Source organism: Micromonospora chersina (genome assembly GCF_900091475.1).
Lineage (GTDB): Bacteria > Actinomycetota > Actinomycetes > Mycobacteriales > Micromonosporaceae > Micromonospora > Micromonospora chersina.
This window is the reverse complement of the sequence record NZ_FMIB01000002.1, coordinates 3,377,633-3,402,731: the sequence shown is the minus strand read 5'-3', so window position 1 is coordinate 3,402,731 and position 25,099 is coordinate 3,377,633. Positions and strand designations below refer to the sequence as shown.

At 74.6% G+C, this 25,099-nt stretch carries 27 protein-coding genes and 1 tRNA gene; 20 read left to right on the top strand and 8 right to left on the bottom strand.

Features of this window, described 5'->3' with window-relative positions:
• Position 1 precedes the first annotated feature (1 nt).
• Positions 2 to 514, top strand: coding sequence for an amino-acid N-acetyltransferase (locus tag GA0070603_RS15555; RefSeq protein ID WP_091313891.1), 513 nt, complete (start codon positions 2 to 4; stop codon positions 512 to 514).
• A 6-nt stretch (positions 515 to 520) separates the two neighbouring features.
• On the opposite strand, the gene GA0070603_RS15550 is transcribed toward GA0070603_RS15555, so the two are convergent.
• The gene (locus tag GA0070603_RS15550) at positions 521 to 1,402 is read right to left on the bottom strand and encodes a CE1 family esterase (protein WP_244282535.1); all 882 of its coding nucleotides are present in this window, start codon (positions 1,400 to 1,402) and stop codon (positions 521 to 523) included.
• Positions 1,403 to 1,503: 101 nt separating this feature from the next.
• Between GA0070603_RS15550 and GA0070603_RS15545 the strand changes: the two genes are divergently transcribed.
• Genes GA0070603_RS15545 through GA0070603_RS15535 form a run of 3 tightly spaced genes read left to right on the top strand, consistent with a single transcriptional unit; the run spans position 1,504 to position 3,747 of the window.
• On the top strand, positions 1,504 to 2,490 hold the full coding sequence (locus GA0070603_RS15545; RefSeq protein WP_091313888.1) for an ArsR/SmtB family transcription factor: 987 nt from the start codon (positions 1,504 to 1,506) through the stop codon (positions 2,488 to 2,490).
• 52 nt (positions 2,491 to 2,542) lie between these two features.
• On the top strand, positions 2,543 to 3,472 hold the full coding sequence (locus GA0070603_RS15540) for a Ppx/GppA phosphatase family protein (RefSeq protein ID WP_091313885.1): 930 nt from the start codon (positions 2,543 to 2,545) through the stop codon (positions 3,470 to 3,472).
• A gap of 11 nt (positions 3,473 to 3,483) precedes the next feature.
• Complete coding sequence (locus GA0070603_RS15535; RefSeq protein WP_091313882.1) at positions 3,484 to 3,747, top strand: hypothetical protein; 264 nt, start codon at positions 3,484 to 3,486, stop codon at positions 3,745 to 3,747.
• Between the two features lie 29 nt (positions 3,748 to 3,776).
• On the opposite strand, the gene GA0070603_RS15530 is transcribed toward GA0070603_RS15535, so the two are convergent.
• The gene (locus GA0070603_RS15530; protein ID WP_091313878.1) at positions 3,777 to 4,466 is read right to left on the bottom strand and encodes a hypothetical protein; all 690 of its coding nucleotides are present in this window, start codon (positions 4,464 to 4,466) and stop codon (positions 3,777 to 3,779) included.
• A 75-nt stretch (positions 4,467 to 4,541) separates the two neighbouring features.
• A complete protein-coding gene (locus tag GA0070603_RS15525; protein WP_091313875.1) occupies positions 4,542 to 5,171 on the bottom strand; it encodes a LysE family translocator in 630 nt (209 codons plus the stop codon).
• A gap of 65 nt (positions 5,172 to 5,236) precedes the next feature.
• On the opposite strand from GA0070603_RS15525, the gene GA0070603_RS15520 reads away from it, so the two are divergent.
• From GA0070603_RS15520 to GA0070603_RS15475, 10 genes are all read left to right on the top strand, one after another.
• On the top strand, positions 5,237 to 5,569 hold the full coding sequence (locus GA0070603_RS15520) for a PadR family transcriptional regulator (RefSeq protein ID WP_091313871.1): 333 nt from the start codon (positions 5,237 to 5,239) through the stop codon (positions 5,567 to 5,569).
• Complete coding sequence (locus GA0070603_RS15515) at positions 5,566 to 6,600, top strand: HAAS signaling domain-containing protein (RefSeq protein WP_091313869.1); 1,035 nt, start codon at positions 5,566 to 5,568, stop codon at positions 6,598 to 6,600. Before GA0070603_RS15520 ends, GA0070603_RS15515 begins: the two co-directional genes overlap by 4 nt.
• 250 nt (positions 6,601 to 6,850) lie before the next feature.
• Positions 6,851 to 7,537 carry a dienelactone hydrolase family protein gene (locus tag GA0070603_RS15510; RefSeq protein ID WP_091313866.1) on the top strand — a complete coding sequence of 229 codons (687 nt, stop codon included), beginning with the start codon at positions 6,851 to 6,853 and terminating at the stop codon, positions 7,535 to 7,537.
• A 19-nt stretch (positions 7,538 to 7,556) separates the two neighbouring features.
• On the top strand, positions 7,557 to 8,270 hold the full coding sequence (locus tag GA0070603_RS15505) for a uracil-DNA glycosylase (protein ID WP_091313862.1): 714 nt from the start codon (positions 7,557 to 7,559) through the stop codon (positions 8,268 to 8,270).
• A gap of 20 nt (positions 8,271 to 8,290) precedes the next feature.
• Positions 8,291 to 9,028, top strand: coding sequence for a DUF4129 domain-containing protein (locus GA0070603_RS15500; protein ID WP_091313859.1), 738 nt, complete (start codon positions 8,291 to 8,293; stop codon positions 9,026 to 9,028).
• The gene (locus GA0070603_RS15495) at positions 9,025 to 9,606 is read left to right on the top strand and encodes a hypothetical protein (protein WP_091313856.1); all 582 of its coding nucleotides are present in this window, start codon (positions 9,025 to 9,027) and stop codon (positions 9,604 to 9,606) included. Before GA0070603_RS15500 ends, GA0070603_RS15495 begins: the two co-directional genes overlap by 4 nt.
• Complete coding sequence (locus GA0070603_RS15490) at positions 9,606 to 10,613, top strand: AAA family ATPase (RefSeq protein ID WP_091313853.1); 1,008 nt, start codon at positions 9,606 to 9,608, stop codon at positions 10,611 to 10,613. Before GA0070603_RS15495 ends, GA0070603_RS15490 begins: the two co-directional genes overlap by 1 nt.
• On the top strand, positions 10,613 to 11,977 hold the full coding sequence (locus GA0070603_RS15485) for a DUF58 domain-containing protein (RefSeq protein ID WP_091313850.1): 1,365 nt from the start codon (positions 10,613 to 10,615) through the stop codon (positions 11,975 to 11,977). The genes GA0070603_RS15490 and GA0070603_RS15485 overlap by 1 nt, the downstream gene beginning before the upstream one ends.
• Before the next feature lie 55 nt (positions 11,978 to 12,032).
• Positions 12,033 to 12,605, top strand: coding sequence for a hypothetical protein (locus GA0070603_RS15480; protein WP_091313846.1), 573 nt, complete (start codon positions 12,033 to 12,035; stop codon positions 12,603 to 12,605).
• Between the two features lie 102 nt (positions 12,606 to 12,707).
• Positions 12,708 to 14,039, top strand: coding sequence for an NAD(P)/FAD-dependent oxidoreductase (locus GA0070603_RS15475; RefSeq protein ID WP_091313843.1), 1,332 nt, complete (start codon positions 12,708 to 12,710; stop codon positions 14,037 to 14,039).
• Between the two features lie 54 nt (positions 14,040 to 14,093).
• Here GA0070603_RS15475 and GA0070603_RS15470 read toward each other — a convergent pair whose 3' ends face one another.
• On the bottom strand, positions 14,094 to 15,935 hold the full coding sequence (locus tag GA0070603_RS15470) for a hypothetical protein (protein ID WP_091313840.1): 1,842 nt from the start codon (positions 15,933 to 15,935) through the stop codon (positions 14,094 to 14,096).
• A gap of 90 nt (positions 15,936 to 16,025) precedes the next feature.
• Here GA0070603_RS15470 and GA0070603_RS15465 point away from each other — a divergent pair.
• From GA0070603_RS15465 to GA0070603_RS15450, 4 genes are all read left to right on the top strand, one after another.
• Positions 16,026 to 16,109 (top strand) — tRNA-Leu (locus tag GA0070603_RS15465).
• 104 nt (positions 16,110 to 16,213) lie between these two features.
• Positions 16,214 to 17,056: a Bax inhibitor-1/YccA family protein gene (locus GA0070603_RS15460; protein WP_091313837.1), complete on the top strand. Its 843-nt coding sequence runs from the start codon at positions 16,214 to 16,216 to the stop codon at positions 17,054 to 17,056.
• A gap of 127 nt (positions 17,057 to 17,183) precedes the next feature.
• Entirely contained in the window at positions 17,184 to 17,942 is a 759-nt protein-coding gene (locus GA0070603_RS15455; protein ID WP_091313835.1) for a Bax inhibitor-1/YccA family protein, read from the top strand.
• Between the two features lie 62 nt (positions 17,943 to 18,004).
• Positions 18,005 to 18,325 (top strand): hypothetical protein, encoded by a 321-nt coding sequence (locus GA0070603_RS15450; RefSeq protein ID WP_091313832.1) that lies wholly within the window; start codon positions 18,005 to 18,007, stop codon positions 18,323 to 18,325.
• 7 nt (positions 18,326 to 18,332) lie between these two features.
• On the opposite strand, the gene GA0070603_RS15445 is transcribed toward GA0070603_RS15450, so the two are convergent.
• From GA0070603_RS15445 to GA0070603_RS15430, 4 genes are all read right to left on the bottom strand, one after another.
• Positions 18,333 to 19,802 (bottom strand): CYTH and CHAD domain-containing protein, encoded by a 1,470-nt coding sequence (locus GA0070603_RS15445; RefSeq protein WP_091313829.1) that lies wholly within the window; start codon positions 19,800 to 19,802, stop codon positions 18,333 to 18,335.
• Positions 19,803 to 19,842: 40 nt separating this feature from the next.
• Positions 19,843 to 21,105, bottom strand: coding sequence for an acetyl-CoA C-acetyltransferase (locus GA0070603_RS15440; RefSeq protein ID WP_091313827.1), 1,263 nt, complete (start codon positions 21,103 to 21,105; stop codon positions 19,843 to 19,845).
• 74 nt (positions 21,106 to 21,179) lie between these two features.
• Positions 21,180 to 21,980, bottom strand: coding sequence for an SGNH/GDSL hydrolase family protein (locus GA0070603_RS15435; RefSeq protein WP_091313824.1), 801 nt, complete (start codon positions 21,978 to 21,980; stop codon positions 21,180 to 21,182).
• 112 nt (positions 21,981 to 22,092) lie between these two features.
• Positions 22,093 to 23,139: an SGNH/GDSL hydrolase family protein gene (locus tag GA0070603_RS15430; protein WP_091313821.1), complete on the bottom strand. Its 1,047-nt coding sequence runs from the start codon at positions 23,137 to 23,139 to the stop codon at positions 22,093 to 22,095.
• A 141-nt stretch (positions 23,140 to 23,280) separates the two neighbouring features.
• Between GA0070603_RS15430 and GA0070603_RS15425 the strand changes: the two genes are divergently transcribed.
• Together GA0070603_RS15425 and GA0070603_RS15420 are read left to right on the top strand one after the other, a co-directional pair.
• The gene (locus GA0070603_RS15425) at positions 23,281 to 23,637 is read left to right on the top strand and encodes a YkvA family protein (protein ID WP_091313819.1); all 357 of its coding nucleotides are present in this window, start codon (positions 23,281 to 23,283) and stop codon (positions 23,635 to 23,637) included.
• Between the two features lie 76 nt (positions 23,638 to 23,713).
• The gene (locus tag GA0070603_RS15420; RefSeq protein ID WP_091313816.1) at positions 23,714 to 25,084 is read left to right on the top strand and encodes a cystathionine beta-synthase; all 1,371 of its coding nucleotides are present in this window, start codon (positions 23,714 to 23,716) and stop codon (positions 25,082 to 25,084) included.
• Positions 25,085 to 25,099: the final 15 nt, after the last annotated feature.

Below are 25,099 nucleotides of genomic sequence, written 5' to 3'. Positions count from 1 at the left end.
GATGACCGCCGCCGACGAGATCGTGGTCCGCCGCGCCCGCACCGCCGACGTGCGCGGCATCCGGCGGCTGGTGGACACCTACACCGACGACCGGCGGCTGCTCAGCAAGGCCACCGTCACCCTCTACGAGGACGTGCAGGAGTTCCGGGTTGCCGCCACGGCCGACGGCACGGTGGTCGGCTGCGGCGCGCTGCACGTCATGTGGGAGGACCTGGCCGAGATCCGCACGGTGGCCGTCGACCCGTCCTGCCGCGGGCACAAGATCGGGCACCGGATCGTGGGCGAGCTGATCGACGCGGCCCGCGAGCTGGGCGTCGCCCGAATCTTCGTGCTGACCTTCGAGACGGGCTTCTTCGGCTCGTTCGGCTTCCGCGAGATCGACGGCGCCCCGGTGCCGCAGCCGGTCTACGAGCAGTTGCTCCGCTCCTACGACGAGGGTGTCGCGGAGTTCCTCGACCTGGAACGGGTCAAGCCGAACACCCTCGGCAACAGCCGCATGCTGCTGCGCCTCTGACCCGCCTCACGTGCGGCGCGGGTGGGCCGCGAAGAACTCCCAGATCAGGTCGGTGGCGGAGACGCCGGCGTCCGGTGCGGCGAGCTGCCCCGTCGTGGCGCCCGGCCAGGAGTGCCCCATCCCGGGGAGGCTCCACACGGTCACGTCGCTGCCGTCGGCGCAGCGCGCGTCGGCCCGGCTCAGGCCGGCCGGGGCCGCCGGCTTCCCTCCGGCCACCGGACGGCAGCCGAGCCGCCGCTGCCAGGTGCGCAGGCCGTCCTGGAAGATGCCGGCGTACCGGTCCTGCCCGCCCACGAAGGTGATCACCGAGACCGGCCGCTTCGGCACGTAGCTGTCCGGCTCGGTCAGCGGGCCGCTGTAACCGCCGCTGACCACGCCGATCGCCGCGAACAGGCCGGTGGCCTCCACCGCGAGGCGGAAGCTGAGGTCACCGCCGTTGGAGATGCCGGTCAGGAAGACCCGGTCCGGGTCGGCCCGCCAGGTGTCGACCAGGTGGCCGGTGAGCGTCGTGAGGAAGCCGACGTCGTCCGCGGACCCGCAGCAGATCAGCGCGTTGAAGCCGCCGTCGCGCCCGTCCGGGTAGGCCACCAGGAAGTTCTCCCGGTCCGCGCGGGCGTCCAGGCCGGTCAGCTCCCGCATCCCGGCCCCGCTGCCGGGGAAGAAGTGCAACGCGATGACCAGCGCCGTGGGGCGCGCCGGGTCGTAGCCGGGCGGGGCGTGCAGCAGGTAGCGCCGTTCCACACCGTCGTGGCGCAGGGTCAGCTCGTGGTCCCCGGCGGCCGGCCGTTCGGCGGGCGCCGGCGTGGCGGCCGTCCCGCCCTTCCCGCCGCACGCCCCACCCGCCAACGCCAGAACCAGCCCCACCAGCACCGCGATCGTCCGCCGCACGTCCCGCCCTCCCCCGTGGGTCGACCGGGCTCCACCGTCGGATCCGGGACCCGGGCCGGTCAACCCTTTCGGTCGTCGCCGAAGCCGGGCAGGCTGCTCCCATGCTGCGGCTGCACCTCGGACCGGCGGACCTGTGCCGGGTACGGTTCGTCGACCGCCTGCACCCGGTCGGCACCGCCATGCTGGCCTGCCAGGCGCTGCACGATCCGGCCACCGTGGCCATGGCGCCCGAACTCGTGGCGGCGGCCGGCGCGGCGACCTCCGTACGCGGGGTCCGCGCCGCCGCCACGTCCCTGCGGCACCTCCTGCCGGCCCGCGGCCGCCTGCCGGACTTCCTCACCCCGTTCGACGGGCTGGACTCGGTGGCCGCGGGTCTCGCGGCGATCCGGTCCACCCCGGCCCGCCGGGTCCGGGCGGAGGTCGCCGCCGCCTACGCCGCCGTCGCCGCGACGCCGCTGCGGCGCGGGTTCGCCGCCGCCGAGCCGGAGGTGCTCGACCTGTTCGGCCGGGCGCTCGACACCTGGTTCGGGGCGGTGCTCGCCCCGCACTGGTCCACCCTGACCACCGTCCACCAGCGGCAGTTGGCCGACGCCGCGCACCGGCTGGCCCGGCGGGGCCTGGCCGGCCTGTTCGACGGGCTGCACCCGGCGATCCGGTGGCTGCCACCCGTGCTGGAGATACGCAGCTGGTGGAGCGGCGAGGTCACCGGCACCGGCGAGGGGATGGTGCTGCTCCCGTCGCCGGTGGCCGGCCCGCTGCCCCGGGTCCTGGTCGAACCGGGCCGGCCGGTCCTGCTCGTGTACCCCGCCGCGATGCCGGCGCGGGCCACCGACCCGGCGGTCGACCCGCTCGCCGGCGTGCTGGGCGCCACCCGGGCCGCCGTGCTGCGCCACCTCGCCGAGCCGGGCCCGCACACCACCACGGCGCTGGCCCGGGGCGTCGGGGTCGGGCTCTCCACGGCCTCCGAGCACGCCACCGCGCTGCGCGCGGCCGGCCTGCTCACCACCGAGCGCGACGGCGGCGCGGTCCGCCACCGCCTCACCCCGCTCGGCGCCCACCTGCTCGGCTGCCCCACGGCCGACGACTGATCCGCTCGACGGCCGGTCCCGCTGCCGTAGGGTGACAGCCGTGACGACGCGTGTGGCCGCCATCGACTGCGGGACCAACTCGATCCGACTGCTGGTCGCCGACCTGCCCGACCCGTCCGCCGGGCCGCAGGCCCCGCTTGTCGACCTGAGCCGCCGGATGGAGATCGTCCGGCTGGGCCAGGGCGTGGACCGGACCGGCCGCCTCGCGCCCGAGGCGATCGAGCGCACCCGGGTCGCGCTCGCCGACTACGCGGCGGAGATCGAGAAGCTGGGCGCCGAGAAGGTCCGGATGTGCGCCACCTCCGCCTCCCGCGACGCGTCCAACGCCGCCGACTTCCGCGTCATGGTCGAGGAGACCCTCGGCGTGGCGCCCGAGGTGGTCACCGGTGACGAGGAGGCCCGGCTCTCCTTCACCGGCGCCGTCCGCGGCCTGCCCGCCGACGCCGAACCGCCGTACCTGGTGGTCGACATCGGCGGCGGCTCCACCGAGTTCGTGGTCGGCACCCGCGAGGGCGGCGTCCAGGCCGCCATCTCCATGGACATCGGCTGCGTCCGGATGACCGAGCGTCACCTGCACGGCGATCCGCCCGGCCTGGACGAGGTCGCCGCCGCACAGGCCGACATCGCGGTCGCGGTGGACCGGGCGCTCACCGCGGTGCCGGGCCGGGAGGCCGCCACCCTGGTCGGGCTCGCCGGGTCGGTCACCACAGTTGTCGCCATCGCCCAGGGGCTCCAGGAGTACGACCCGGAGCGCATCCACCACGCCCGGGTGTCGTACGACCAGGTCGCCGAGGTCACCGCCGACCTGCTGGGCAGGACGCGCGAGCAGCGGCTGGCCATCCCGGTGATGCACCCCGGGCGGGCCGACGTGATCGGCGCGGGGGCGCTGGTGCTGCGGGTCATCATGGAGCGCGCCGGCATGCCCTCGGTGGTCGCCTCCGAACACGACATCCTCGACGGCATCGCCTGGTCCCTGGCCTGAGACGGCACGGCGTGATCGACGTCGAGCTGCTCATGGACGAGTTGGGGCGGCGGCAGGTCGACGTTCTGATCCGCGTCGACCGGGAGCGGATGGCCCAGTTCAACGGCCGACCGTGGACGATGCTGCTCTCCGGGCCCGGTCTCGGCGGTCGGCAAGTGATCCGCGTCGACACGAAGACCCTGCCGGACGCCCTCGATCACTGCCTGGCCGAGCTGGCGACCTGCCCGGGTGACTGGGCCTGGCTGGACGCGTACCGCGGCCTTCCGCGCCCCTGATGGCCCGGCGCGTCAGGGCGTGCGGTGGCTCACCGTGAACGCTGGCGCGGCCAGTCCGACGACCGGCCGGACCGGACCGCGGAGCCGCCGGACAGCAGCCCGGCCCAGTCCGAACGGCCGGCCCAGTCCGAACCGCCCGCCCCGGCGGAAGCGCCGGTCCGAACCGGCTCCGGCTCGGGCGTGCTCCGTGGCGTGCCCAGCCCGAGACCGTCGACGCCCAGCGGGCGGTCCCGTGGGGTCGCGGGCGGGATGATCTCGTCCGCCTGCAGCGCCGCGGGGGTGTCGTCGGCGGGCCGCGGCCACCGCTGCCAGCGGCGGACGCTCACGACCCCGACGAGGAGCAGCGAGCCGACCAGCAGCGTCGTCCCGGTCCGGAGTGGGGCCGCCAGGTCGACCGGGTGGCCGCTCAGGGTCAGTTCGTGGTCGAACAGTTTCGTCACCGTGGTCGGGCTGACCAGCAGGCCCAGGTAGCTGGCCGAGTAGGCCAGTCCGGTCAGCGCCGCGCCCAGGGGGGAGAACCGGAGCGTGGCGATGAGCCCGAGCACGATCCCGGCTGCGGCCAGCACCAGTGCGGGTCGAACGAAGTCAGCGCTGTCGAGTGCGCCGCCGTTCTGTGCGGCGGCGAACGCCCGTTCCGACCGGTCCTGACCGAGGGCGAAGAGTATCCAGGCCAGCGGACCGACGATGGCCGCGGCGAGCACGGTTCCGAGGTGTCGCATCCGGGCAACCTACCGATGTACCGCGTCGATGAGCAGGCCCCATAAGGGAAAATTAAGTCGATCCGCGCGCCACGGTCAGGTGCGTTCGGTGGCGAGGCGGGCGCCGAAGCCGAGCAGCGCCACCCCGGTCAGCCCGTCCAGCCAGCGCCGGATCCGCCGCCGGGACAGCAGGTCCCGGGCCCGGTCCAGCGCCGCGACCAGGATCAACAGGTACGCGAGGCTGAGCACCGCGTGGCTGAGCGCGAAGGCGAGCAGCGTGCCGATCGGCGCGGCGCCGCCGACGAACTGGGGGAGCACGGCCAGGTAGAACGCCAGCACCTTCGGATTGGTGATGTTGGACAGGAAGCCCTGCCGGAACCCGGTCAGCGCCTGCCCGGGCGTGGCGGTGGCGTCGCCGGCCAGGGGCGGGTAGTCGCCGCGCCAGGCCGACCGCCACGCCTGCACCCCGAGGTACGCCAGGTAGGCCACGCCGGCCCAGCGGATCGCCTCGAACAACGGCTGGGAGCGGACGATGAGCGCGCCGAGCCCGGCGGCGGCGGTGACCCCCTGCACCGCGTTCGAGGCGGTCACGCCGATCGCGCTCCACCTGCCCCGGCGCCTACCGGCGGCGAGCGTGTTGCGGGTGACCACGGCGAAGTCGGGCCCCGGGATGAGGATCAGCACGGTGGCGAAGACGAGGAAGGACGCGTAGCTGCTCCACGACATGCCCCGAGCCTACGCAGCTACCATGTTCTTGACGGTACTACGCAATCCACACTAGTGTGCGGAGCGTGGATACGACGCAGCTCCTCAAGGGCGTGCTCGACCTGGCCGTTCTCGCCGTGCTCAAGGAGGAGGACGGCTACGGTTACGACATCCTCCGCCGGCTGCGCGAGGCCGGCCTGGAGGAGGTCGGCGACGCCTCGGTCTACGGCACCCTGCGCCGGCTCTTCGCCGCCGGCCTGCTGACCACCTACGTGGTGCCGAGCGAGTCCGGTCCCCACCGCAAGTACTACTCACTCAACGCCGCCGGCCGGGACCAGCTCACCCGCTCCGGCAAGACCTGGCGCTCCTTCGCCACCACCATGGACGCACTGCTCGACGATCGGGGGATGGCGGCATGACCGTCACGGGGCAGGAGATCGCGGACTACGTCGAGCGGGTGCGGGCCGCCCTGGCCGACCTGCCGCCCGCCGCGCGCGACGAGTTGACCGAGGATCTGCCGGAGCACCTCGCCGAGGTGGCCGCCGAGACCGACGGCACGCTTGTCGACCGGCTGGGCGAGCCGGAGGCGTACGCGGCCGAACTCCGGGCCGCCGCCGGCGCCGAGACGGGAGCCGGCCCGGGGCGCCGGGGCCGGCGACTGGCCGCTGCGCAGGCGCGTGCCGGCGTCCAGCTCCGCGCTCTCGACACCCAGCTCGGCCCGCTGCTCGGGCAGTCGTCGGTGAGCGAGTTCCTCCGCCCGCTGCGCCCGGCCTGGTGGCTGCTGCGCGGCTGGCTCGCGGCGCTGGTGATCTCCGTGGTGCTCCAGGAGCCGTCCGGGTTGCTGCCCCGGCTCGACGGCAGCGTGCTGGCCGGCCTGTTCCTCCTCGCCGGCACGGTCCTCGCCTCGGTGTGGCTGGGCCGGCGCGCACCCGGCCTCCGGGGCTGGCCGCGACGGCTGCTGCGACTGGGCACCGCGGCGTTCCTGATCTTCTCCTTCGCGATGCTCGTCAACGTCGACCAGCACGCCAGCTCCGACCAGTTCGGCAGCTACCAGGAGGTGTCGGTCGACCACCGGTACGACCGGATCGAGGACGTCTTCGTCTACGACCAGGAGGGGCGGCTGGTCCGCAACGCCCAGCTCTTCGATCAGAACGGCGTGCCGATCCGGCTCGGCTGGCCGAGCTGCCTGGACGCGAGCGGCAGCATGCCCGCGCCGCGCAACGCCTACCCGTACTGCCCGGACCGGGCGCCCTTCGGACCGCCGGCGCCGGCCGCGCCGACCCTGAACGCCCCGCCCGCACCGGGCGCGAGCGTCGCCCCGGCGCCCGGGACCCCGGCGCCGAGCGGAACCGTGGCCCCCGCGCCGAGCGAGAGCGTGGCCCCCGCGCCGACCGTGAACCCGTCGGCCGCGCCCGGCGGGAGCACGCCGACGCCCGAGCCGACCCGCTGAAGCCGACCTCCGAGGGGCGCCCACCGACCGGTGGGCGCCCCTCGGCGCGTCCACGGTGGAGGGCCGCGTGGAGCACGGGAGCGCGCAGCGGGGCGCGGCGGCGGTGACGGACCGGTCCGGGAGACGAACAGGAGGTGAATGCCACTGTTCTTTCGTCTTCCCCGGGCCGGTGAGCGCGTGGCACGCTACCCGCACGTAACACCCACTGTGCGACCAGCCAACGATGACTGACCGCTAGGAGGACGGGACCATGGGCGAGATGGTGAGCTTCACCGGCAACGGGGGGACGAGCGAGGGGTATCTCGCGATACCCTCCGGCGGTGCGGCCAGCCCGGCGGTCATCGTCATCCAGGACTGGTGGGGTCTGGTGCCCCACGTCCGGGCGGTGGTGGACCGCTTCGCGGAGGCCGGCTTCGTCGCCCTGGCGCCCGACTTCCGGCACGGCGGCCCGGCGAGCAAGCCGAGTGAGCCCCGGCAGATGCTGAACAGCGCCCAGATGGACGAGGCGGCGAGCGACATCGCGGCCGCCGCCGAATACCTCGCCAACCGGCCCGAGGTCGCCGGCAAGGTGGGCTGCGCCGGGTTCTGCGCCGGCGCCAGCCTGGCACTCTGGTCCGGCACGTTCTCCGAGCGGATCGTCGCGACCGCCGGCTTCTACCCGCGGCTGCCCTGGGAGGGCATGCGCAGCGACTGGACCGACTACGCGGGTAAGGCGGCGCTCGTCCACTGCTCCGAGGCGGACGGCCTCTCCGCCGCCGACGGGGTGCAGAGCGTACGCCGGGCCATCGAGGCGGCCGGCGGCACCTGCCAGACCTACGACTACCCGGGCACCGCCCACGCGTTCTTCAACGAGGACCGGCCGGAGCACTTCGACCAGCGGGCCGCCGCCACCGCCTGGGCCCGCACCCTGGAACTCTTCCGGGCCAAGCTTGGCTGAGCCGCGTACCCCCGCCGAGGTGGTCGCCCGCGCCGCGCGGGCGACCGACCTGGCCGACCTCGACGGCGCGGTGAGCAACTGCTTCGCCTGCCCAAGGCTGGTCGCCTGGCGGGAGGAGGTCGCCCGGGTCAAGCGGGCGGCCTTCCGCGACCAGGACTACTGGGGGCGGCCGGTGCCCGGCTTCGGCCCGCCCGACGCGCGGATCGGCATCCTCGGGCTGGCGCCCGCCGCGCACGGCGGCAACCGCACCGGCCGGATCTTCACCGGGGACCGCTCCGGCGACGTGCTCTTCGCCGCGCTGCACCGGGCCGGGCTGGCCAACCAGGCGACAAGCGTGTCCGCCGACGACGGCCTCGCCCTGCGCGACACCCGCATCTTCGCCTCCGTGCGCTGCGCGCCGCCGGACAACAAGCCCACCCCGGCCGAGCGGGACACCTGCGCGCCGTGGCTGCACCGCGAGGTCGCGCTGATCCGGCCCACCCTGCGCGTCGTGGTCGCCCTGGGCGCGTTCGCCTGGGCCGCGTGGTGGCCGGTGCTGCGCGACGTGTACGCGCAGCGCCCGCCCACGCCGCGCCCGGCCTTCGGTCATGGGGCACACTGGTCCGGCACGTCCGCACCGGAGCTGCTCGGCTGTTACCACGTCAGCCAGCAGAACACCTTCACCGGGCGGCTGACACCAGCGATGTTGGACGACGTGTTCGCCCGGGCGAAGGACCTGGCCGGGGTGGACTGAGGATTACGTGGGGCGGTGGGATGGACCTCGGCGTGCTGCGCAGGTGGTGGCCGGTCGCGGCGGTGATCCTGCTGCTCACCGTCGCCGCGCTCGCCGCCGGGCACTCCACCATCGGGGCGAGCCGCATTCCGCCCGCTGCCGACAACATCCCGTACGTGCCGGACTATCCCTCCGCCGAGCCCGCACCCTCGATCACGCTCGAACCGCGGGACCTGGGCGAACCCACCTCGGGCGGCATCCCGGGCTGGCTCGCCACCACGGCCGTCGTGCTGCTCGGTGCGGCGGTGCTGGCCGCAGTCGGGTACGTGCTGTGGACCCTGCTGGGCGGCGCGCTGCGCCGGACCACCCGCGCGGTGCCCACCCAGCGGACGCGGCGTACCGCCGAGGGCACCGCCCGCGAGGTGGTGGCCGCGCTCGACGCCGGCCTGGAGGATCTCGACGACCGGTCCACCGACCCGCGCACCGCGGTGATCGCCTGCTGGGTCCGGCTGGAGGAGGCCGCCGACGAGGCCGGCGTGCCCCGGCGCGCCGGGGACACCCCCACCGACCTGGTGAGCCGGCTGCTGCGCGGCGACCCGGCGGCCGGCGTGCCGGCCATCGTCAGCGCCGACGTGCTGGACGGCTTCGCGCACGTCTACCGTGAGGCCCGGTACGCCACCCACACCGTAGACGAGCGGATGCGCGACCAGGCCCGGGCCGCCCTGCGCCGGCTGCGCGGCGAACTGACCACGGTGGCCGTCGGCGAGGCAACGGCATGAGCACCAGCATCGACGACCTGCTCTCGTTCGCCGAGGAGCCCGCCGAGGAGGCGCACCGGCCCGGCGGCGGGCGGGTGCGCTGGGTGCTGCGCACTCTCGCGGTCACCGCCGCGATCGTGGTGGTGGTCGTCGTCGGGCTGCGCGCGGTCGGCCTCCAGGTCTCGCTCTGGATCATCGTGGCGGCCGTGCTCGCCGTGCTCGCCGTCCGCCGGGTCACCGCCGCGCTGTCGCCCCCGCCGCCGCCCCGGGCCGGCGGCCGTGCCCCGGCTGGCGAGGAGCCCGGCACCTGGAACTGGGCCGCCCGGGACGCGCTCCGTGCCGCGATCAACGGGTGGGAACGCCCGCTGGACTGGTGCTCCGACAACCGCGAACGGTTCACCGAGCGGGTGCTGCCCCGCCTCGGCGAGCTGGCCGACGAGCGGCTGCGCCAGAAGCACGGTGTCACCCGCGAGTCCGATCCGGCCCGTGCCCGCGCCCTGCTGGGCGAGCCGCTGTGGACGTTCCTCGGCACCCCCGCCCGCCGCCCCCCGTCGCCGCGCGACCTCGCGGCGATCGTCGCCGAACTGGAGAAGCTGTGATGAACGACGTGGACCGGAGCATGCCCCCCGCCGAGGTCGGCCGGCTGGCCCGGGCGGTGCTGGACGCGGTCGGCACCGTCGTGGTCGGCAAGCGGGAGGCGCTGGAGCTGGTCCTGGCCGGCATCCTGGCCGGCGGCCACGTGCTGCTGGAGGACCTGCCCGGCCTGGGCAAGACGCTCACCGCGCGCTCGTTCGCGCAGGCCCTGGGTCTGGACTTCCGGCGCCTCCAGTTCACCCCGGACCTGCTCCCCGCCGACGTCACCGGCTCCTTCCTCTACGACCAGCGCAGCGGCGACTTCTCGTTCCGCGCCGGCCCGGTCTTCACCAACCTGCTGCTCGCCGACGAGATCAACCGGACCCCGCCGAAGACCCAGTCGGCGCTGCTGGAGGCCATGCAGGAGAAGCAGGTCTCGGTCGAGGGCGTCACCTACCGGCTGGACGAGCCGTTCCACGTGCTCGCCACCGCCAACCCGATCGAGTACGAGGGCACCTACCCGCTGCCGGAGGCCCAGCTCGACCGGTTCCTGCTCCGGGTCTCGTTCGGCTACCCGAACCACGACGAGGAGTGGGAGGTGCTGCAACGGCGTATCGCCCGCCGCCGGGAGGAGGCCGAGATCAAGCCGGTGGTGGACGCCGCCACGTTGCGCGCCATGCAGGCCGCGCTGGAGGACGTGGTCGTCGAGGACTCGATCGGCCGGTACATCGTGGCGCTGACCGCGGCCACCCGCGAGCACCCGTCCGCGCTTGTCGGCGCCTCGCCGCGCGGCTCGCTGGCGCTGCTGCTGCTGTCCCGGGTACGCGCGGTGCTCGCCAACCGCGACTACGTGGTGCCGGAGGACGTCAAGGCGGTGGCGGTGCCCGCGCTGGCGCACCGGATCACGCTGCGCCCGGAGATGTGGCTGCGCCGGGTCGACCCGTCCTTCGTGGTCGGTGAGGTGCTGGAGTCCACGCCCGCCCCGGCCAGCGGCGCCCTGCCCAGCTACGCGGCCGGACCCGTCGGGCGCTGATGACCGACCGTCAGGAACCGGCGAGCGGCTGGGCGCCCACCTGGGCGCTCGGCCGGGCCGTGCTGCTCACCGGCCTGCTGCTGGTCGCGGCGGTGCTGCTCGGCCGGATCGACCTGGTCGTCCTGGCCACGCCGTTCGCGCTGGGCACCGCGTACGGGCTGCGCCGCCGGCCCACCGCGCTGCCCGAGCTGGAGATCGGCGTCGGGGACACGCACCTGGTGGAGGGCGCGCCGATGGCCGCCACGGTGGCCGTGGCCAACCCGGACACCGTCTCCTACGACGTGGCGGTGGTGCGGACCCGGATGTCGCGCTGGCTGCGGGTGGAGAAGGTCGGCTTCGGCGGGTCCGGTGTGGACGTGAGCCGCTCCGGCGGCGCCGACCGGCCGTTCGTGACCTCGGTGCCGTCCGGCTCGGCCGTCGACCTGGAGCTGACCGGGACGGCGCTGCGCTGGGGGCGGCACCCGATCGGTCCGGCCGGCGCCCGGGTGGCCGCCGCGGACGGGCTGCTGGTGTCACGGGCCGTGGTCACCGACGCGGTCCGCACGCGGGTCTACCCGATGACCGAGCCGTTCGAGGCGGTGGAGGCGATGCCCCGTGCCGCCGGGCTGGTCGGCGCGCACCACTCGCGCCGCCCGGGGGAGGGCGGCGAGCTGGCCGGGGTCCGCGTCTTCGCGCCCGGGGACCGGCTGCGCCGGATCGACTGGCGGGTCTCGCTGCGGGCCCGCCAGCTGCACGTGGCGGCCACCCTCTCGGACCGGGACGCCGAGGTGGTGGTGCTGCTCGACGTGCTGGCCGAGGCGGGCCGCTCCGGCGGCGTACGCGGGCCGGCGTCCGTGTTGGACACCACCGTCCGGGCGGCCGCGGCCATCGCCGAGCACTACCTGCACCGGGGTGACCGGGTGGCGCTGCTGGAATACGGTCCGGCCGCCCGTCGGTTGCGCCCGGCCACCGGCCGGCGGCAGTACCTGACCGTGCTGGAGTGGCTGCTCGACGTCAAGGCCGAGTCGTCCCCGCACGAGCCGTACGACCAGGTCTTCGGCCCGCAGCTGCTCTCCTCGGACGCGCTCGTGGTGGTGCTCACCCCGCTGCTGGACGAGCGGTCGGCGCAGATGCTGGCCCGGATGGCCCGGGGCGGGCGGTTCGTGGTCGCGGTGGACACCCTGCCGGCCGAGCTGCCGGTGCCGAAGGACCGGGGCTGGGCCGAGGTGGCGTACCGGCTGTGGCGGCTGGACCGCGACACGATGATCGGTCAGCTCCGCGAGCACGGCGTGCCGGTGGTGCGCTGGGCCGGCGCCGGCAGCCTCGACCAGGTGCTGCGCGACGTGGCGCGGCTGGCGACGGCCCCGAAGGCGGGTATGCGGTGAGCGCGAGGAACGCGGCGGAGCGGAGTCCCGCAGTCGCGAACGAAGAGTGGCGCAGATGAACGATCTCGTCGAAGGGCTGAACGAGCGGGCGCGGGCGCTCCGGTACGCGGTGGGGCGGGTCAGCCCGACGCCGCTGCTGGTGCGGGCCGGGATCTTCTTCGCGGTGCTTGTCGGCTTCCTGGTCGCGTACCCGGCACAGGCCTTCACCCCGCGGTCGCTGCTGGCCCTCACGGTGGTGGCGGTGCTACCGGCGGTCGGTCCGCGCCGGGTCTGGCCGACCTTCGCGGCGCTGGTGACCGTCGGCGGCTGGCTGCTCGCCACGCTCGGCTTCGACCGTCCGCCGGCGCTGTGGCGGCTGCTCGCCGTGGCCACCCTGCTCTACCTGGCGCACACCCTCTGCGCGCTGGCCGCCCTGCTGCCCTACGACGCCGTGGTCGACCCCGACCTGGTGCTGCGCTGGCTGGCCCGGGCCGGCGCGGTGGTGCTGGCCGGCGCCGTGCTCGGCATCGTGCTGGCGTCGGTCGGTGGGGTTGGCGGGGACACCGGGTCGCAGGTGGCGACGGTGGTCGGACTGCTGGTCGCGGTCGGCGTGAGCGGCCTCCTGGCCTGGCTCCTGCGTCGCAGATAACGGGACGCCGCGCAAAGTTGCGCAGGTCACAGGGGTTGTGCTCCGTCACAGATGGGGGTCTCGATCGGGATTAGCCGAGGCCCCCGGGGAAAGATAGATGACGTGAATCCGAAGCGGATCCTTGTCGTGGGTGCCGGGCACGTGGGCCTGTACGCCGCTCTGCGCCTGTCCAAGAAGCTGAGCTCCCGTGAGGCCGAGGTCATCGTCGTCGACCCGCAGCCGCACATGACCTACCAGCCGTTCCTCCCGGAGGCTTCGGCGGGCAACATCTCCCCGCGGCACGCTGTGGTGCCGCTGCGGCGGGAGTTGCGTAAGTGCAAGGTCGTGGCCGGCACGGTCACCCGGATCGACCACGACCGCCGGACCGCCGTCGTGCAGCCGATCAGCGGCCCGACCCGCGAGATCCAGTACGACCACGTCGTGGTCGCCCCCGGATCGGTCTCCCGCACCCTGCCGATCCCCGGCCTGCACGAACACGGCATCGGGTTCAAGACGATCGGTGAGGCCATCTTCCTGCGCAACCACGTGCTGGACCGGCTGGACGTGGCGGCCGCCACCACCGACCCCGAGGTTCGCAGCCGCGCGCTGACCTTCGTCTTCGTCGGCGGTGGTTACGCCGGCATCGAGGCGCTCGCCGAGATGGAGGACATGGCCCGGGACGCGCTGCGTTACTACCCGGAGCTGAAGCCGGACGACATGCGCTGGGTGCTCGTCGAAGCCACCCAGCGGGTGCTGCCGGAGGTCGACCGGGACATGGGCGCCTACACGGTGCAGCAGCTGCTCAAGCGGAACATGGACATCCGGCTGGACACCCGCCTGGAGTCCTGCGTCGACGGGGTGGCGAAGCTCTCCGACGGGTCCGTCTTCCCGTCCGACACGATCGTCTGGACGGCCGGCGTGAAGCCGTCGCCGATGCTGGACGCGACGGACTTCCCGCGCGACGAGCGGCGCCGCGTCACCTGCCTGCCCACCCTCCAGATCGTGGACGGTGACCGGGTGGTCGAGGGCGCGTGGAGCGCCGGCGACTGCGCCGCGGTGCCGGACCTCACCAAGGAGCCGGGCAACTTCTGCTCGCCGAGCGCGCAGCACGCGGTGCGGCAGGCCGCCCGGATGGCCGACAACATCGCGAACGTGATCCGCGGGCGCGAGCCGGTCAACTACAAGCACAAGCACGTGGGCAGCGTGGCCAGCCTCGGCCTGCACAAGGGCGTGGCGCAGGTCTACGGCGTGAAGATGACCGGCTGGCCGGCCTGGTTCATGCACCGCACGTACCACATGTCGCGGATCCCGTCGTTCAACCGCAAGGTCCGGGTCGTGGTCGACTGGACGCTGGCGTTCGTCCTCAAGCGCGAGGTGGTCGCCCTGGGCCAGTTGCACGACCCGCGCGAGGAGTTCGCCGAGGCGTCCGCGCCGCCGGTCGGCGCCCGCGTCTGAGACAACCGGAAAGGGCCCTTCCCGTACGGGAGGGGCCCTTCGCCGTGTCCGGACTCAGAACCGCCAGGTCCACGCGTCGGCGATCCGGGTGCCCGGCCCGAAGAGCTGTTCCAGGGTGCGGCGCAGGGTCTCCGCGTGCGGCGCGTCGTCGGTCAGCGCCACGCAGGAGGCGCCCCAGAACTCGATGTCCCGGGCGGCCTGCCGGCGCTGCCGGTCACCGACGGCCGGCGCCACCCCCCGCCTGGCGACCTCGGCCAGCAGCGCCGATGTGGGGCGCTGGTACGTGCCCATGGTGGCCGAGCCGTTGCGGCCGTACGGGCCGATGAAGAAGCCCTCCGGCATGCCGAAGGCGGCGTCGGCCGCGGTGCCCCAGCGCATCGGCCACGGGTCCTTCGGGGTGGCCGTGGGCACCGGCACGAGCACCCCGCCGGGGCGTACGCACTGCCGCCAGTGCCCGCCGGTGACGAACTCGGGCAGCGGCGGCCGGTCGGTGGTGGGCAGCGGCGCGGGGAAGACACTGAGCAGGGCCGCGCCGACCGCGAGGGGGACCAGCCGGCGGGCCCGTCCCGGCTCGCCCAGCGCCCGGTGCACGGCCAGGGTGAGCACGGTCCCGACCAGTGGCAGCACCGCCAGGCCGAACCGCGTCGGCAGCGCGCCGTCGACCACCGGCCACCCGGCGAGCAGGGCGTACGGGCCGGGCACCCCGGTCCGCTCGCCGCCGACCACCACCTCGGGGCCGAGTGACAGCGCCGCCATGACCAGTGCCCCCGCGACGCAGGCGACCACCAGGGCGCGCCGCCCGAGCCAGAACGCGCAGCCGACGGCGACCAGCAGCAGCGGCCAGCCCAGGAAGGTGTTGAACTCGGCCGGGCCGGTGGTCAGCCGGGTCGCGTCGTCGCCGCCCAGCATGGACAACGACGAGAGCCGGGTCCAGCCGGTGAGGTCGGCGGAGAAGTAGTGCGGGCTGAACATCCCGTCCGAGACGCCCTGCGGCCCGGCGAACTGGTGCCACAGCGGGTACGCCAGCACGAACAGGGCCAGCCCGGCGGCGCACATCAGCCCGCCGGCGAAGCCCGGCAGCGCCCGGCGCAGCAGCGCCGGGTCGGCCAGCCCGTACGCGACGGCCATGACCAGCAGGGTGAGAGCGGTGAGGAAGAGCACCTCCTCGCCGATGAACACCTGGACGGTGGCGGTGACGGCCAGCCCGAGCGACGAGGTGGCCAGCCGGCGGTGGTCCGGGCCGACCGGGCGGCCGGCCGGGTCGGCGGCGCGGAGCAGCCGGACCACCAGCCAGACGATCACCGGGACCAGCCACTGCGCGGTCATGTGCAGGTGGGCGTTGCTCTGCGAGACCATGCCGGGGCCGAAGCCGCAGAGTGCCGCGCCGAGCCCGGCGGCGAGTCGCCGGGCCCGCAGCGTCCGGGTGAACAGCAGGTACCAGGCCAGCGCCGTGCCGGCCAGGTTGGCCGCGGCCAGCAGCGCGAAGGTGACCGGCGCGCCGAGGGCGAGCGTGACCGGGGCGAGCAGCACGCCGAGCGCGATGACCGAGGTGTTGGCCATGAGGTTGACCCCGTCCGGCGCGTTGAGCCGGTCGGTGATCAGGCTGAAGTCGCCGAACAGGGCGCGCGAGTCGACGGCCAGGAACCACTCGTAGAGGGTCTGGTCGGCCGGGTTGAGGGCGAGCGCCCGGTGCCCGGGCGCCGGCCACAGCCCGTGGGTGAGCCAGCCGGCGAGCACGGCGAAGAGCAGCCCGGCCAGCAGGTCCGCGCGGTGCCGGCGGCCGGCGGCCAGCAGCCGCCCGGCCCGGCCCGGGCGGGACGCCGGGTCGAGGCGGAGTGCCTGGTCGGGGTCGGGCCCGGGGGCCGTGCGGGCGGCGCTGGTCACGGGCTCGACCATATCGGCCGGGCCCCTCGGGGTACGCCCGGCCGTGGCGCAGCCGCTACGGTGAGATCTGCACCGCCGCGTGTCGACGCGCCGGTGTCACCCGCCCGGGTGGTGGAACGGCAGACACGGCCGCCTTAAAAGCGGCTGCCGCAAGGCGTGCGGGTTCGACCCCCGCCCCGGGCACCAACTCTCAGCTTTCCCACAGCTTCGCGCCGCGCACGGCGTTGCCACCCCGTTTACCCTGGAGAGGCACGTTCACGTGCATCGACCCCCTGAGGGAGGCCTGAGAAGTGAAGTCCACGAACCCGGTGCTCGCCCGGCTCGGCCAGGCGGCTGAGCGGGAGCGGGCGGCCGGGTACGCCCAGCCCGGGCCGTACGGTCAGCCCGGATATCCCCAGCAGTACTCGCCGTACCCGCAGCAGCAGCCGTACCCGACGGGTCACGGCTACCCGGCCGCCCCGCCCACCGTGACCCCGATGACCCTCGACGACGTGGTCGTCAAGACGGTGCTGATGCTCGGCATCCTGGGCGTCTCGGCCGCCGCGGCGTGGGTGCTCGTGCCGGACGCCCTGACCGGCGTCGCGTGGATCGGCGCCGCGGTGGTCGGCCTGGTCCTCGGCCTGATCATCTCGTTCTCCCGGATGGCCAACCCGGCGCTCGTCGTGGCGTACTCGATCGTCGAGGGCGTCTTCGTCGGCATGGTCAGCAAGACCTTCGAGAACTTCTACGACGGCGTCGTGCTCCAGGCCGTGGTCGCCACGTTCGGCGTCTTCTTCCTGATGGCGATGATCTACAAGGCGCGGATCATCCGGGCCACCCCGAAGTTCGCCCGGATCATGGTGGCGATCATCGCGGGCCTCTTCGGCGTCATGCTGATCAACCTGGTGCTCGCGCTGTTCGGCGTCAACACCCACCTCCGCGACGGCAGCCCGCTGGCCATCGGGTTCAGCCTGGTCTGCATCGTGGTCGCCGCGCTGAGCTTCGTGCTCAACTTCGCGGAGATCGAGGAGGGCGTCCGGATGGGGCTCCCGCAGCGCTACTCCTGGACGGCCGCGTTCGGCATCGTGGTCGGCCTGGTCTGGCTCTACCTGGAGATCCTCCGCCTGCTCAGCTACTTCCAGGGCGACGACTGACCGTCCCCGCCCGACCTGCGACGCCCGCCTGCCGCGCCAGCGGCGGCGGGCGTCGTCGTTTGCCCGCCGCCGCCGGGCCGCCCGGGGCAGAGTGGGAGCCGGGGTACGTCGGCGCGAGGAGGTCGCGGTGCGCAGTGCCAACCCGGTGCTGGACCGGCTGGACGACGTGGGCCGGACCGAGCGTCAGGTGCTCGGCACGGGAGCCGCCGAGACGATGACGGTGGCCGACGTGGCCAGCCGGACGGTCGGGCTGCTGCTGCTCACCGGCGTCACCGCGGCGGTGGCCTGGGTGCTCGTGCCGCAGGCGGTGTGGATCTCCGCGGCGCTGGCCGGCAGCGCCCTGGCCAGCCTCGTGCTGGTGCTTGTCATCTCGCTGAAGCAGATCACCAACCCGGCGCTGATCGCCGGCTACGCGGTGCTCCAGGGCCTGCTGCTCGGGGTGGCCAGCCGCGCCTTCGAACTGGTCTACCCGGGCATCGTGGCGCAGGCGGTGATCGGCACCTTCGGGGTCTTCCTCGGCATGGCGCTGCTCTACCGGGCCCGGCTGGTCCGGGCCACGCCGCGGCTGGCCCGGCTGGTGCTCGGCACGCTCATCGGCATCGTGGCCATCGGCCTGGTCAACCTGGTCACCTACCTGCTCACCGGGAAGCAGGGCATCGAGGTCTACAGCCTCACGGCGCGGGTCGGCTGGCTGCCGTACCTCTTCTCGGTGGTGGCCATCATCGCCGGGGCGCTCAGCTTCGTGCTCGACTTCGACCTGGTCGAGCGGTCGGCCCGCAACGGCCTGCCCCGCCGGTACGCCTGGTTCTGCGCGTTCGGGCTGCTGGTCGGGCTGATCTTCCTGTACTGGCAGATCCTCCGCCTGCTCAGCTACGTCCGCCGCTGACCGTACGACGACTCCAGCTCGGCGCCGCGCCGCGACCTGGAGCCGTCGTAGACTCGGCCGCGATGAGCGCAGCGGAACTGGACCGGGCCGTGACACTGCTGGTCCGACAGGTCGGGCACTGGGAGCAGCCGCGCTGGTCGGCGGCGGCCCAGGGTGGCAACGTGTCCCGGGCCGACCTCGTGCACAAGCTGGTCCAGGAGATCGCCAACCTGGCGGCCGACGCGGAGCGGCAGCCGCGCCGCGAGGTGCCCCGGCTCCCCAGCGACCTGGCCCTGCCCGACCAGCTCCGGGTGGTCACCGCCGACCTGCTGGCGGCCAACGCGCCGGAGCCGGTGCTGGCCGGGGCGGCAGCCGCGGTCGCCCGGACCCGGTCCGCGCTGTAGCCCCCGGTCAGCCCTTCAGCCAGCGCCGCACCTTCCGGCGGCGGGCCCTGTCCCGTGCCTTCGCCAGCGCCGGCCCGGCCCGGTCGGCCACCGCGGCCTGGCGGGCGTGCAGCAGACCGTAGGTGAAGGTGTTCTCCCCGTCGGCGTACGCCCGCAGCGCCTGCTCGCGCAGCACCTCCCGGGTCACCACCGAGTCCTGGTGCGCGCCGAGCGCGTCCTGGAGGTCCTTCAGCCGGTCCACCAGCTTCGCGTCGGGCCGGCGCACCTCGACGGCGTACCGGGCCCGCTTGCCCGCCTTGCGCGCCTCGTGCAGCGCGGTGTCGTCGTGGCCGCCGTCGGCGAGCGCCCGGTCCAGCCGCTCGTCGAAGCGGGTCACCGCGCGACGCACCCGCCGGGTCACCCACCGGGGCCGTACGTCCCGCGCGGTCGGCGCCTCCACCAGCGCGTCGAGCCGGCGCAGCAGGCCGGTGTAGCGGTCGGAGCCGAGCGCGGCGCGCAGCCCGTCGAGGGCGGTGGCCAGGTCGGCGGCGAACCGCTCGGCGAACCGGGCCTCGACCGGGCCCAGCACCAGCTCGTCCGGTTCCGCGTGGACCGCGTCGGCCAGCCGGGCGGCCATGACCTGGACGTCCCGGACCGGCCCGAGCTGCCCGCCCAGCCAGCGCAGCTCCGCGCGTACGCCCTCGCTCTCCGCCCGGTCCCACAGCCCCCGGAAGGTTCGCAGCGTGGAGCGGAGCCGGCGGACGGCCACCCGCATGTCGTGCACGGCGTCCTCGTCGCCGCCGAGCGCGCCGGCGTGGTGGCCGATCAGGGTGTCGCGCTGGGCGGTGAGGTAGTCGACCACGGGCGCGGCCGCCGGGTCGGCGGGCGCCGGGCGGGTGGCGGCGAGCCGGCCGCCCAGGGCGCGGTGTGACTTCGAGACCGGGACGGTCCGGGCGCCGGCGGCGCGCAGCCGGTCGTCGACGGCGTCGAGCAGCGCCTCGTCGCCCTCGACCAGCTCGACCTCGATCTCGTGCCAGGTCTGCCGCTCGCCGCTGACCAGGTCCTCGGCCCGTACGTCGTCCTCGGCCACCTCGGCGAGGGTGCGGCCGGCCGCGTCCAGCAGGCGGCGTTCCCGGCGGCGGGTGACGACCCGCGCGGCCGGGGCGACCGGCCGGCCCCGGGACGCGCCCCGGAAGAGCGCGACCAGGTCGGCCGGTGGGTCGGCGTCCTCCGGCCCGGCCGGGAACTGGTGCTCGGTGCGCGCGCCGCCGACCGCGCCCACCTTGAGGTGCCAGCCGGCGTCGTGCCCGCCGGTGCGCCGCCGCAGCGCGTAGCCGCTGCGGGCCAGCCGGAGGTCGGCGGTGTCCCAGTAGACCGCGTCCAGGTCGAGGGCGGTGGCGTCGGACGCCGTCGCGACGCCACCGCACCCCGTCAGGTCGGGCAGCCGGAATCCCTCGTCGCCGGAGTACTTGCGCTCGCGTTCCACGACGGTCGCCATGGCGCCTCCCGTACCCGGCTCCCGGTCCGGTGAATCGACCTCAGTTCAGGCGTTCGAGCACCATGGCCATGCCCTGGCCGCCGCCGACGCACATGGTCTCCAGACCGATGGTCCTGTCGTGCCACTCCAGGGCGTTGAGCAGGGTGCCGGTGATCCGGGCGCCGGTCATGCCGAACGGGTGGCCGACGGCGATCGCGCCGCCCATCACGTTCAGCTTCTCCTCCGGGATGCCGAGCTGCCGGTACGACGGGATCACCTGGGCGGCGAACGCCTCGTTGATCTCGACCAGGTCGACGTCGTCGATGGTCATGCCGGCCCGCTTCAGCGCCTGCTTCGACGCCTCGACCGGGCCCAGGCCCATGATCTCGGGGGAGAGCGCGGTGACGCCGGTGGAGACGATCCGGGCCAGCGGGGTGAGCCCCAGCTCCCGCGCCCGTTCGGCGCTCATGACCACCACGGCTGCCGCGCCGTCGTTGAGCGGGCAGCAGTTGCCGGCGGTGATCCGGCCGTCCGGACGGAAGACCGGCTTCAGGCCGGCGACCGCCTCCAGGGTCACGCCGGGGCGCGGGCCGTCGTCGGTGCTGACGACGGTGCCGTCCGGCGTGGTGACCGGGGTGATCTCGCGGGCCCAGAAGCCGTCCGCGATCGCCTTCTCGGCGAGGTTCTGGCTGCGCACGCCGAACGCGTCCATGTCCGCGCGGGTGACGTCGTACACCTGGGCGAGGTTCTCGGCGGTCTGGCCCATGGTCAGGTAGATGTCGGGGAGCTGGCCGGCCTCGCGCGGGTCGGTCCACACCTCGGCGCCGCCCTGGGCGCGGGCCTTCGAGCGCTCGCGCGCCTCGGCGAAGCGCGGGTTCTCCCATCCGCCGCCGACCAGCGCCTGCGCCTCCGGCGGCAGGGTGTCCGAGTTGCCCCGCGCGTACCGGGAGACGGTCTCGACACCGGCGGAGATGAAGACGTCGCCCTCCCCGGCCCGGATCGCGTGCATCGCCATCCGGGTGGTCTGGAGCGAGGAGGCGCAGTAGCGGGTCAGCGTGGCGCCGGGCAGGCCGTCCAGGCCCAGCAGGGTGGCGACCACCCGGGCCATGTTGAAGCCCTGCTCGCCACCGGGCAGGCCGCAGCCCAGGTAGAGGTCGTCGATGGTGGTGGGATCGAGCGCCGGGACCTTGTCGAGGGCGGCCTGGACGATGGTGGCGGCGAGGTCGTCCGGGCGGACCTCCCGCAGGGAACCCTTGAACGCGCGGCCGATGGGGGACCGGGCGGTGGCGACGATGACGGCGTCGCGGGGCGACTCAATCGGCATGAAACCAACGTTAACCCGCGAGTAACTTGTGGCGGAAGCCGCTCAGCGGGCGGGAAATGTCACCCCTCGCGCGCTCAGTGGTGGTGCCGGTGCGCGACCGTGGCGGCCGCCTCGACCGCCGGGAGCAGGGCGTGCGCCCAGACCCGGTAGCCGTCGGCGGAGGGGTGGAAGCCGTCGTGGCACAGGGTGCCGGCATCCGCCCGGAACACCGGGCCCGTCTCGGTGCCCAGGTCGACGACACCGCCCCCGGCGTCGAGCACGGCGGCCGTCTGGGCGCGCGCCATCCGCCGCCCCGCCCAGCCGAGCACCTGCCGCAGCGGGGACGCGACCGCGCGGACCGCCCCGAGGTCGGGGCAAGTGCCCACGACCACCTCGACGTGCGCCTCACGCAGCCGGCGCACCGCCGAGCCGAGGTAGGCCGCCGCGTCGGCCGGGCGGGCCAGCCCGGTGGCGTCGTTCGCCCCGATGAGGATGACGGCCACGTCGGGCCGCTCGCCGAGCAGCGCCCGGGCCACCTGGGTGGCCAGGTCGGTGGCGCGGGACCCGGAGACCCCGACGCTGGACAGGTGGACCCGCCGGCCGGTGGGTCCCTCGGCCAGCAGGTGGGCGAGCTGGCCGCCGATGGTCTCCTCGAAGCGTTCGACGCCGACGCCGAGCGCCGACGAGTCGCCGAGCAGCACCAGCCGCAGCGGCGGGGCGTCCGCCCGGCCGACCGTGGCGCGCAGCGCCAGGCCCAGCTCGGGCTGGGCGTACTCCCGGCTGCGGGCGGCGATGGCCTGGCCGGCGAGGACCGCCGCCCCGCCCACCGTGCCGGCGAGCAGGGAGAGCGCGGCGGCCCGACCGAGCCGGACCGCGAGCTCGTTACGCTCGGTCATGACGACACCTCCCCAGCTCCCACGGCCCGAGGGCCGGTCTGCTCGTGGCGAAACGGCGTCGACATGAGCATGTCACACGTTGTGCCTGCTGATGATGCCCCCACAGCCCCGCTCATGCCAGTCCCTCCAGCTGGGCGGGGTCGCCGGCCGCACCGGGCTGCGGCACCGCGCCGACGCCGAAGAAGGCCCGCCGCCGCAGCTGCGCCCAGCGCCCGCCCGGCCCGCGCTCGCGGCCCCGGACCTGGGTGCCACTGACCTCGGTGCCGGCGTGCCGGGCCGCCTCCTGGGCCGCCTCGGGCAGCGACCGTACGCCCTCGACCCCGGCGAGCGGGGGCCGGCGTTCCTGGCCGGCGCCCAACGCGGAGAGCACCGTGGGCAGCAGTGCCGCCGCGGCGACCGCGTACCCCTCGGCGGACGGATGGAACCGGTCCCAGGCGAACATCCGGGCCGGCTCGGCGGCGAACCGCGGGCCGAGCAGGTCGCCGAGGGAGACCGTCCAGCCGCCCGCCTCGACCACCGCCATGGTCTGTGCGGCGGCGAGCTGGCGGCTCCAGCGCCGGGCCAGCCAGCGCAGCGGCGGCTGGATGGGCCGGATGGCGCCCAGGTCGGGACAGGTGCCCACGACCACCTCGCAGCCGGCGGCCCGCAGCGTGCGGACCGCGGCGACCAGATAGCGCACGGCCACCGACAGCGGGGTGCGGTTGGTGACGTCGTTGCCGCCGACCAGGATGACCGCGATGTCCGGCTCGACCTCCAGGGCCGACTCGACCTGCGGCTTCAGCCCGGCGGACAGGGCGCCCACCACGGCGAACCGGTGCAGCCGGACCGGCCGGTGCAGCCGGCGGGACAGCCCGGTGGCCAGCAGCGCGCCCGGGGTCTCCCGGCGGCGGTGCACGCCGTAGCCGGCCGCTGAGGAGTCACCGAGGATCACCATGGTGACCGGCGGCCCGGGCAGCTTCGCCCCGTAGACGCCGTCGCAGCGCGGCGGGGGCGCCTCGGCCATCGGGATGGTGCGCCGGGCCTGGCGGGCCTGCCCCAGCAGCACCCCGCCCGTGGCGACGGTGGCCGCCACCGTGGCGCCCGTGCCGATCGCCGTCAGGCGGGCGATCCGCCGGGCGCGCTGCCAGCCGCCCGGCGCGACGGAACCAGCGTCCCCCATGCACCGACATTATCGCGCCGCCACGACACCCGCTCTCCCCGTGATCGCCACGGCTGGAACGGGACCGTTCCGGGTACCGGTAGAGGCAGGAGCGGGCTTGCGCCGGGACCGCACCCTGATCGAGCGGAAAGGGGCGAGGAGATGGGGAAGACATTGAATCGGAGCGGGGCGTTCACCGCGCTGGCCCGGGCCCTGGCGGCCGGGGCGCGGGGCGGCCCGTCGCTGGGCGTCCGGCTGGCGGCGCTGCCCCGGATGATCCGGGCCACCGCCCGCGGCGAGTACGACGGCGGCCTGCGGCTGGCCCTGATGGCCGGCGCCACGGCGTACATCGTCTCGCCGATCGACCTGCTGCCGGAGATCCCGCTGGCGATCTTCGGCCTGGCCGACGACGCGGTCATGGTCACCTGGCTGGCCGGCAGCGTGCTCGCCGAGACCGACCGCTTCCTGGAGTGGGAGGCACGTCGCAGGTCCGTCATCCCGGGGCATGTGGCGCCCTGAGGGCACGTACCCTGGGCGACGAACTGACGACTTACCGGCCGCCCCACGACGGCGGCGCGACGAAGGGCACAACGAGGTGCAGTACTACGACAACGTGGTCGAGCTGATCGGCAACACCCCGCTGGTCCGCCTGCGCAACGTCACCGAGGGCATCCAGGCGACCGTGCTGGCGAAGGTGGAGTACGTCAACCCGGGCGGTTCCGTGAAGGACCGGATCGCCCTGCGGATGGTCGAGGACGCCGAGAAGGCGGGCCTGCTCCAGCCGGGCGGCACGATCGTCGAGCCGACCAGCGGCAACACCGGCGTCGGGCTGGCCCTCGTCGCCCAGCTCAAGGGCTACAAGTGCGTCTTCGTCTGCCCCGACAAGGTCAGCCAGGACAAGCAGGACGTGCTGCGGGCGTACGGCGCCGAGGTGGTGGTCTGCCCGACCGCCGTGGCACCGGAGGACCCGCGCTCCTACTACAACGTCTCCGACCGGCTGGCTCGGGAGATCCCCGGTGCCTGGAAGCCCAACCAGTACAGCAACCCGGCCAACCCGCGCTCGCACTACGAGACCACCGGCCCGGAGCTCTGGAAGCAGACCGAGGGTGGGCTCACCCACTTCGTGGCGGGCGTCGGCACCGGCGGCACCATCTCCGGCATCGGCCGCTACCTGAAGGAGGCGTCCGAGGGGCGGGTCCGGGTGATCGGCGCGGACCCGGAGGGCTCGGTCTACTCGGGCGGCACCGGCCGGCCGTACCTGGTCGAGGGCGTCGGCGAGGACTTCTGGCCGGAGACCTACGACCGGACCGTGGCCGACGAGATCGTCGAGGTCTCGGACAAGCAGTCCTTCGAGATGACCCGGCGGCTGGCCCGCGAGGAGGGGCTGCTGGTCGGCGGCTCCTGCGGTATGGCCGTGGTCGCCGCCCTGGAGGTGGCCCGCAAGGCCGGCCCGGACGACGTGATCGTGGTGCTCCTGCCGGACAGCGGCAAGGGCTACATGTCCAAGATCTTCAACGACCAGTGGATGGCCCGGTACGGCTTCCTGGACAACTCGGGTGCCGAGCCGACCGTGGCCGACGCGCTCGGCGGCAAGCCGGGCGGCCTGCCCGAGCTGGTGCACGTGCACCCGACCGAGACGGTCCGCGACGCCATCGACTACATGCGGGAATACGGCGTCTCCCAGCTCCCGGTGCTCAAGGCCGAGCCGCCGGTCGTGACCGGCGAGGTGGCCGGCTCGATCGCCGAGAAGGACCTGCTCGACGCGCTCTTCACCGGCCAGGCCCACCTGCACGACACCATCGAGCGGCACATGGCCGACCCGCTGCCCATGATCGGTGGCGGCCAGCCGGTGAGCGAGGCGGTCGCCCTGCTGGAGAAGGCCGACGCCGCGCTGGTGCTGGTCGACGGCAAGCCCAAGGGCGTGCTGACCCGCCAGGACCTGCTCGCCCACCTCGGCGCCCGCTGAGCGGTAAGGAAGGGC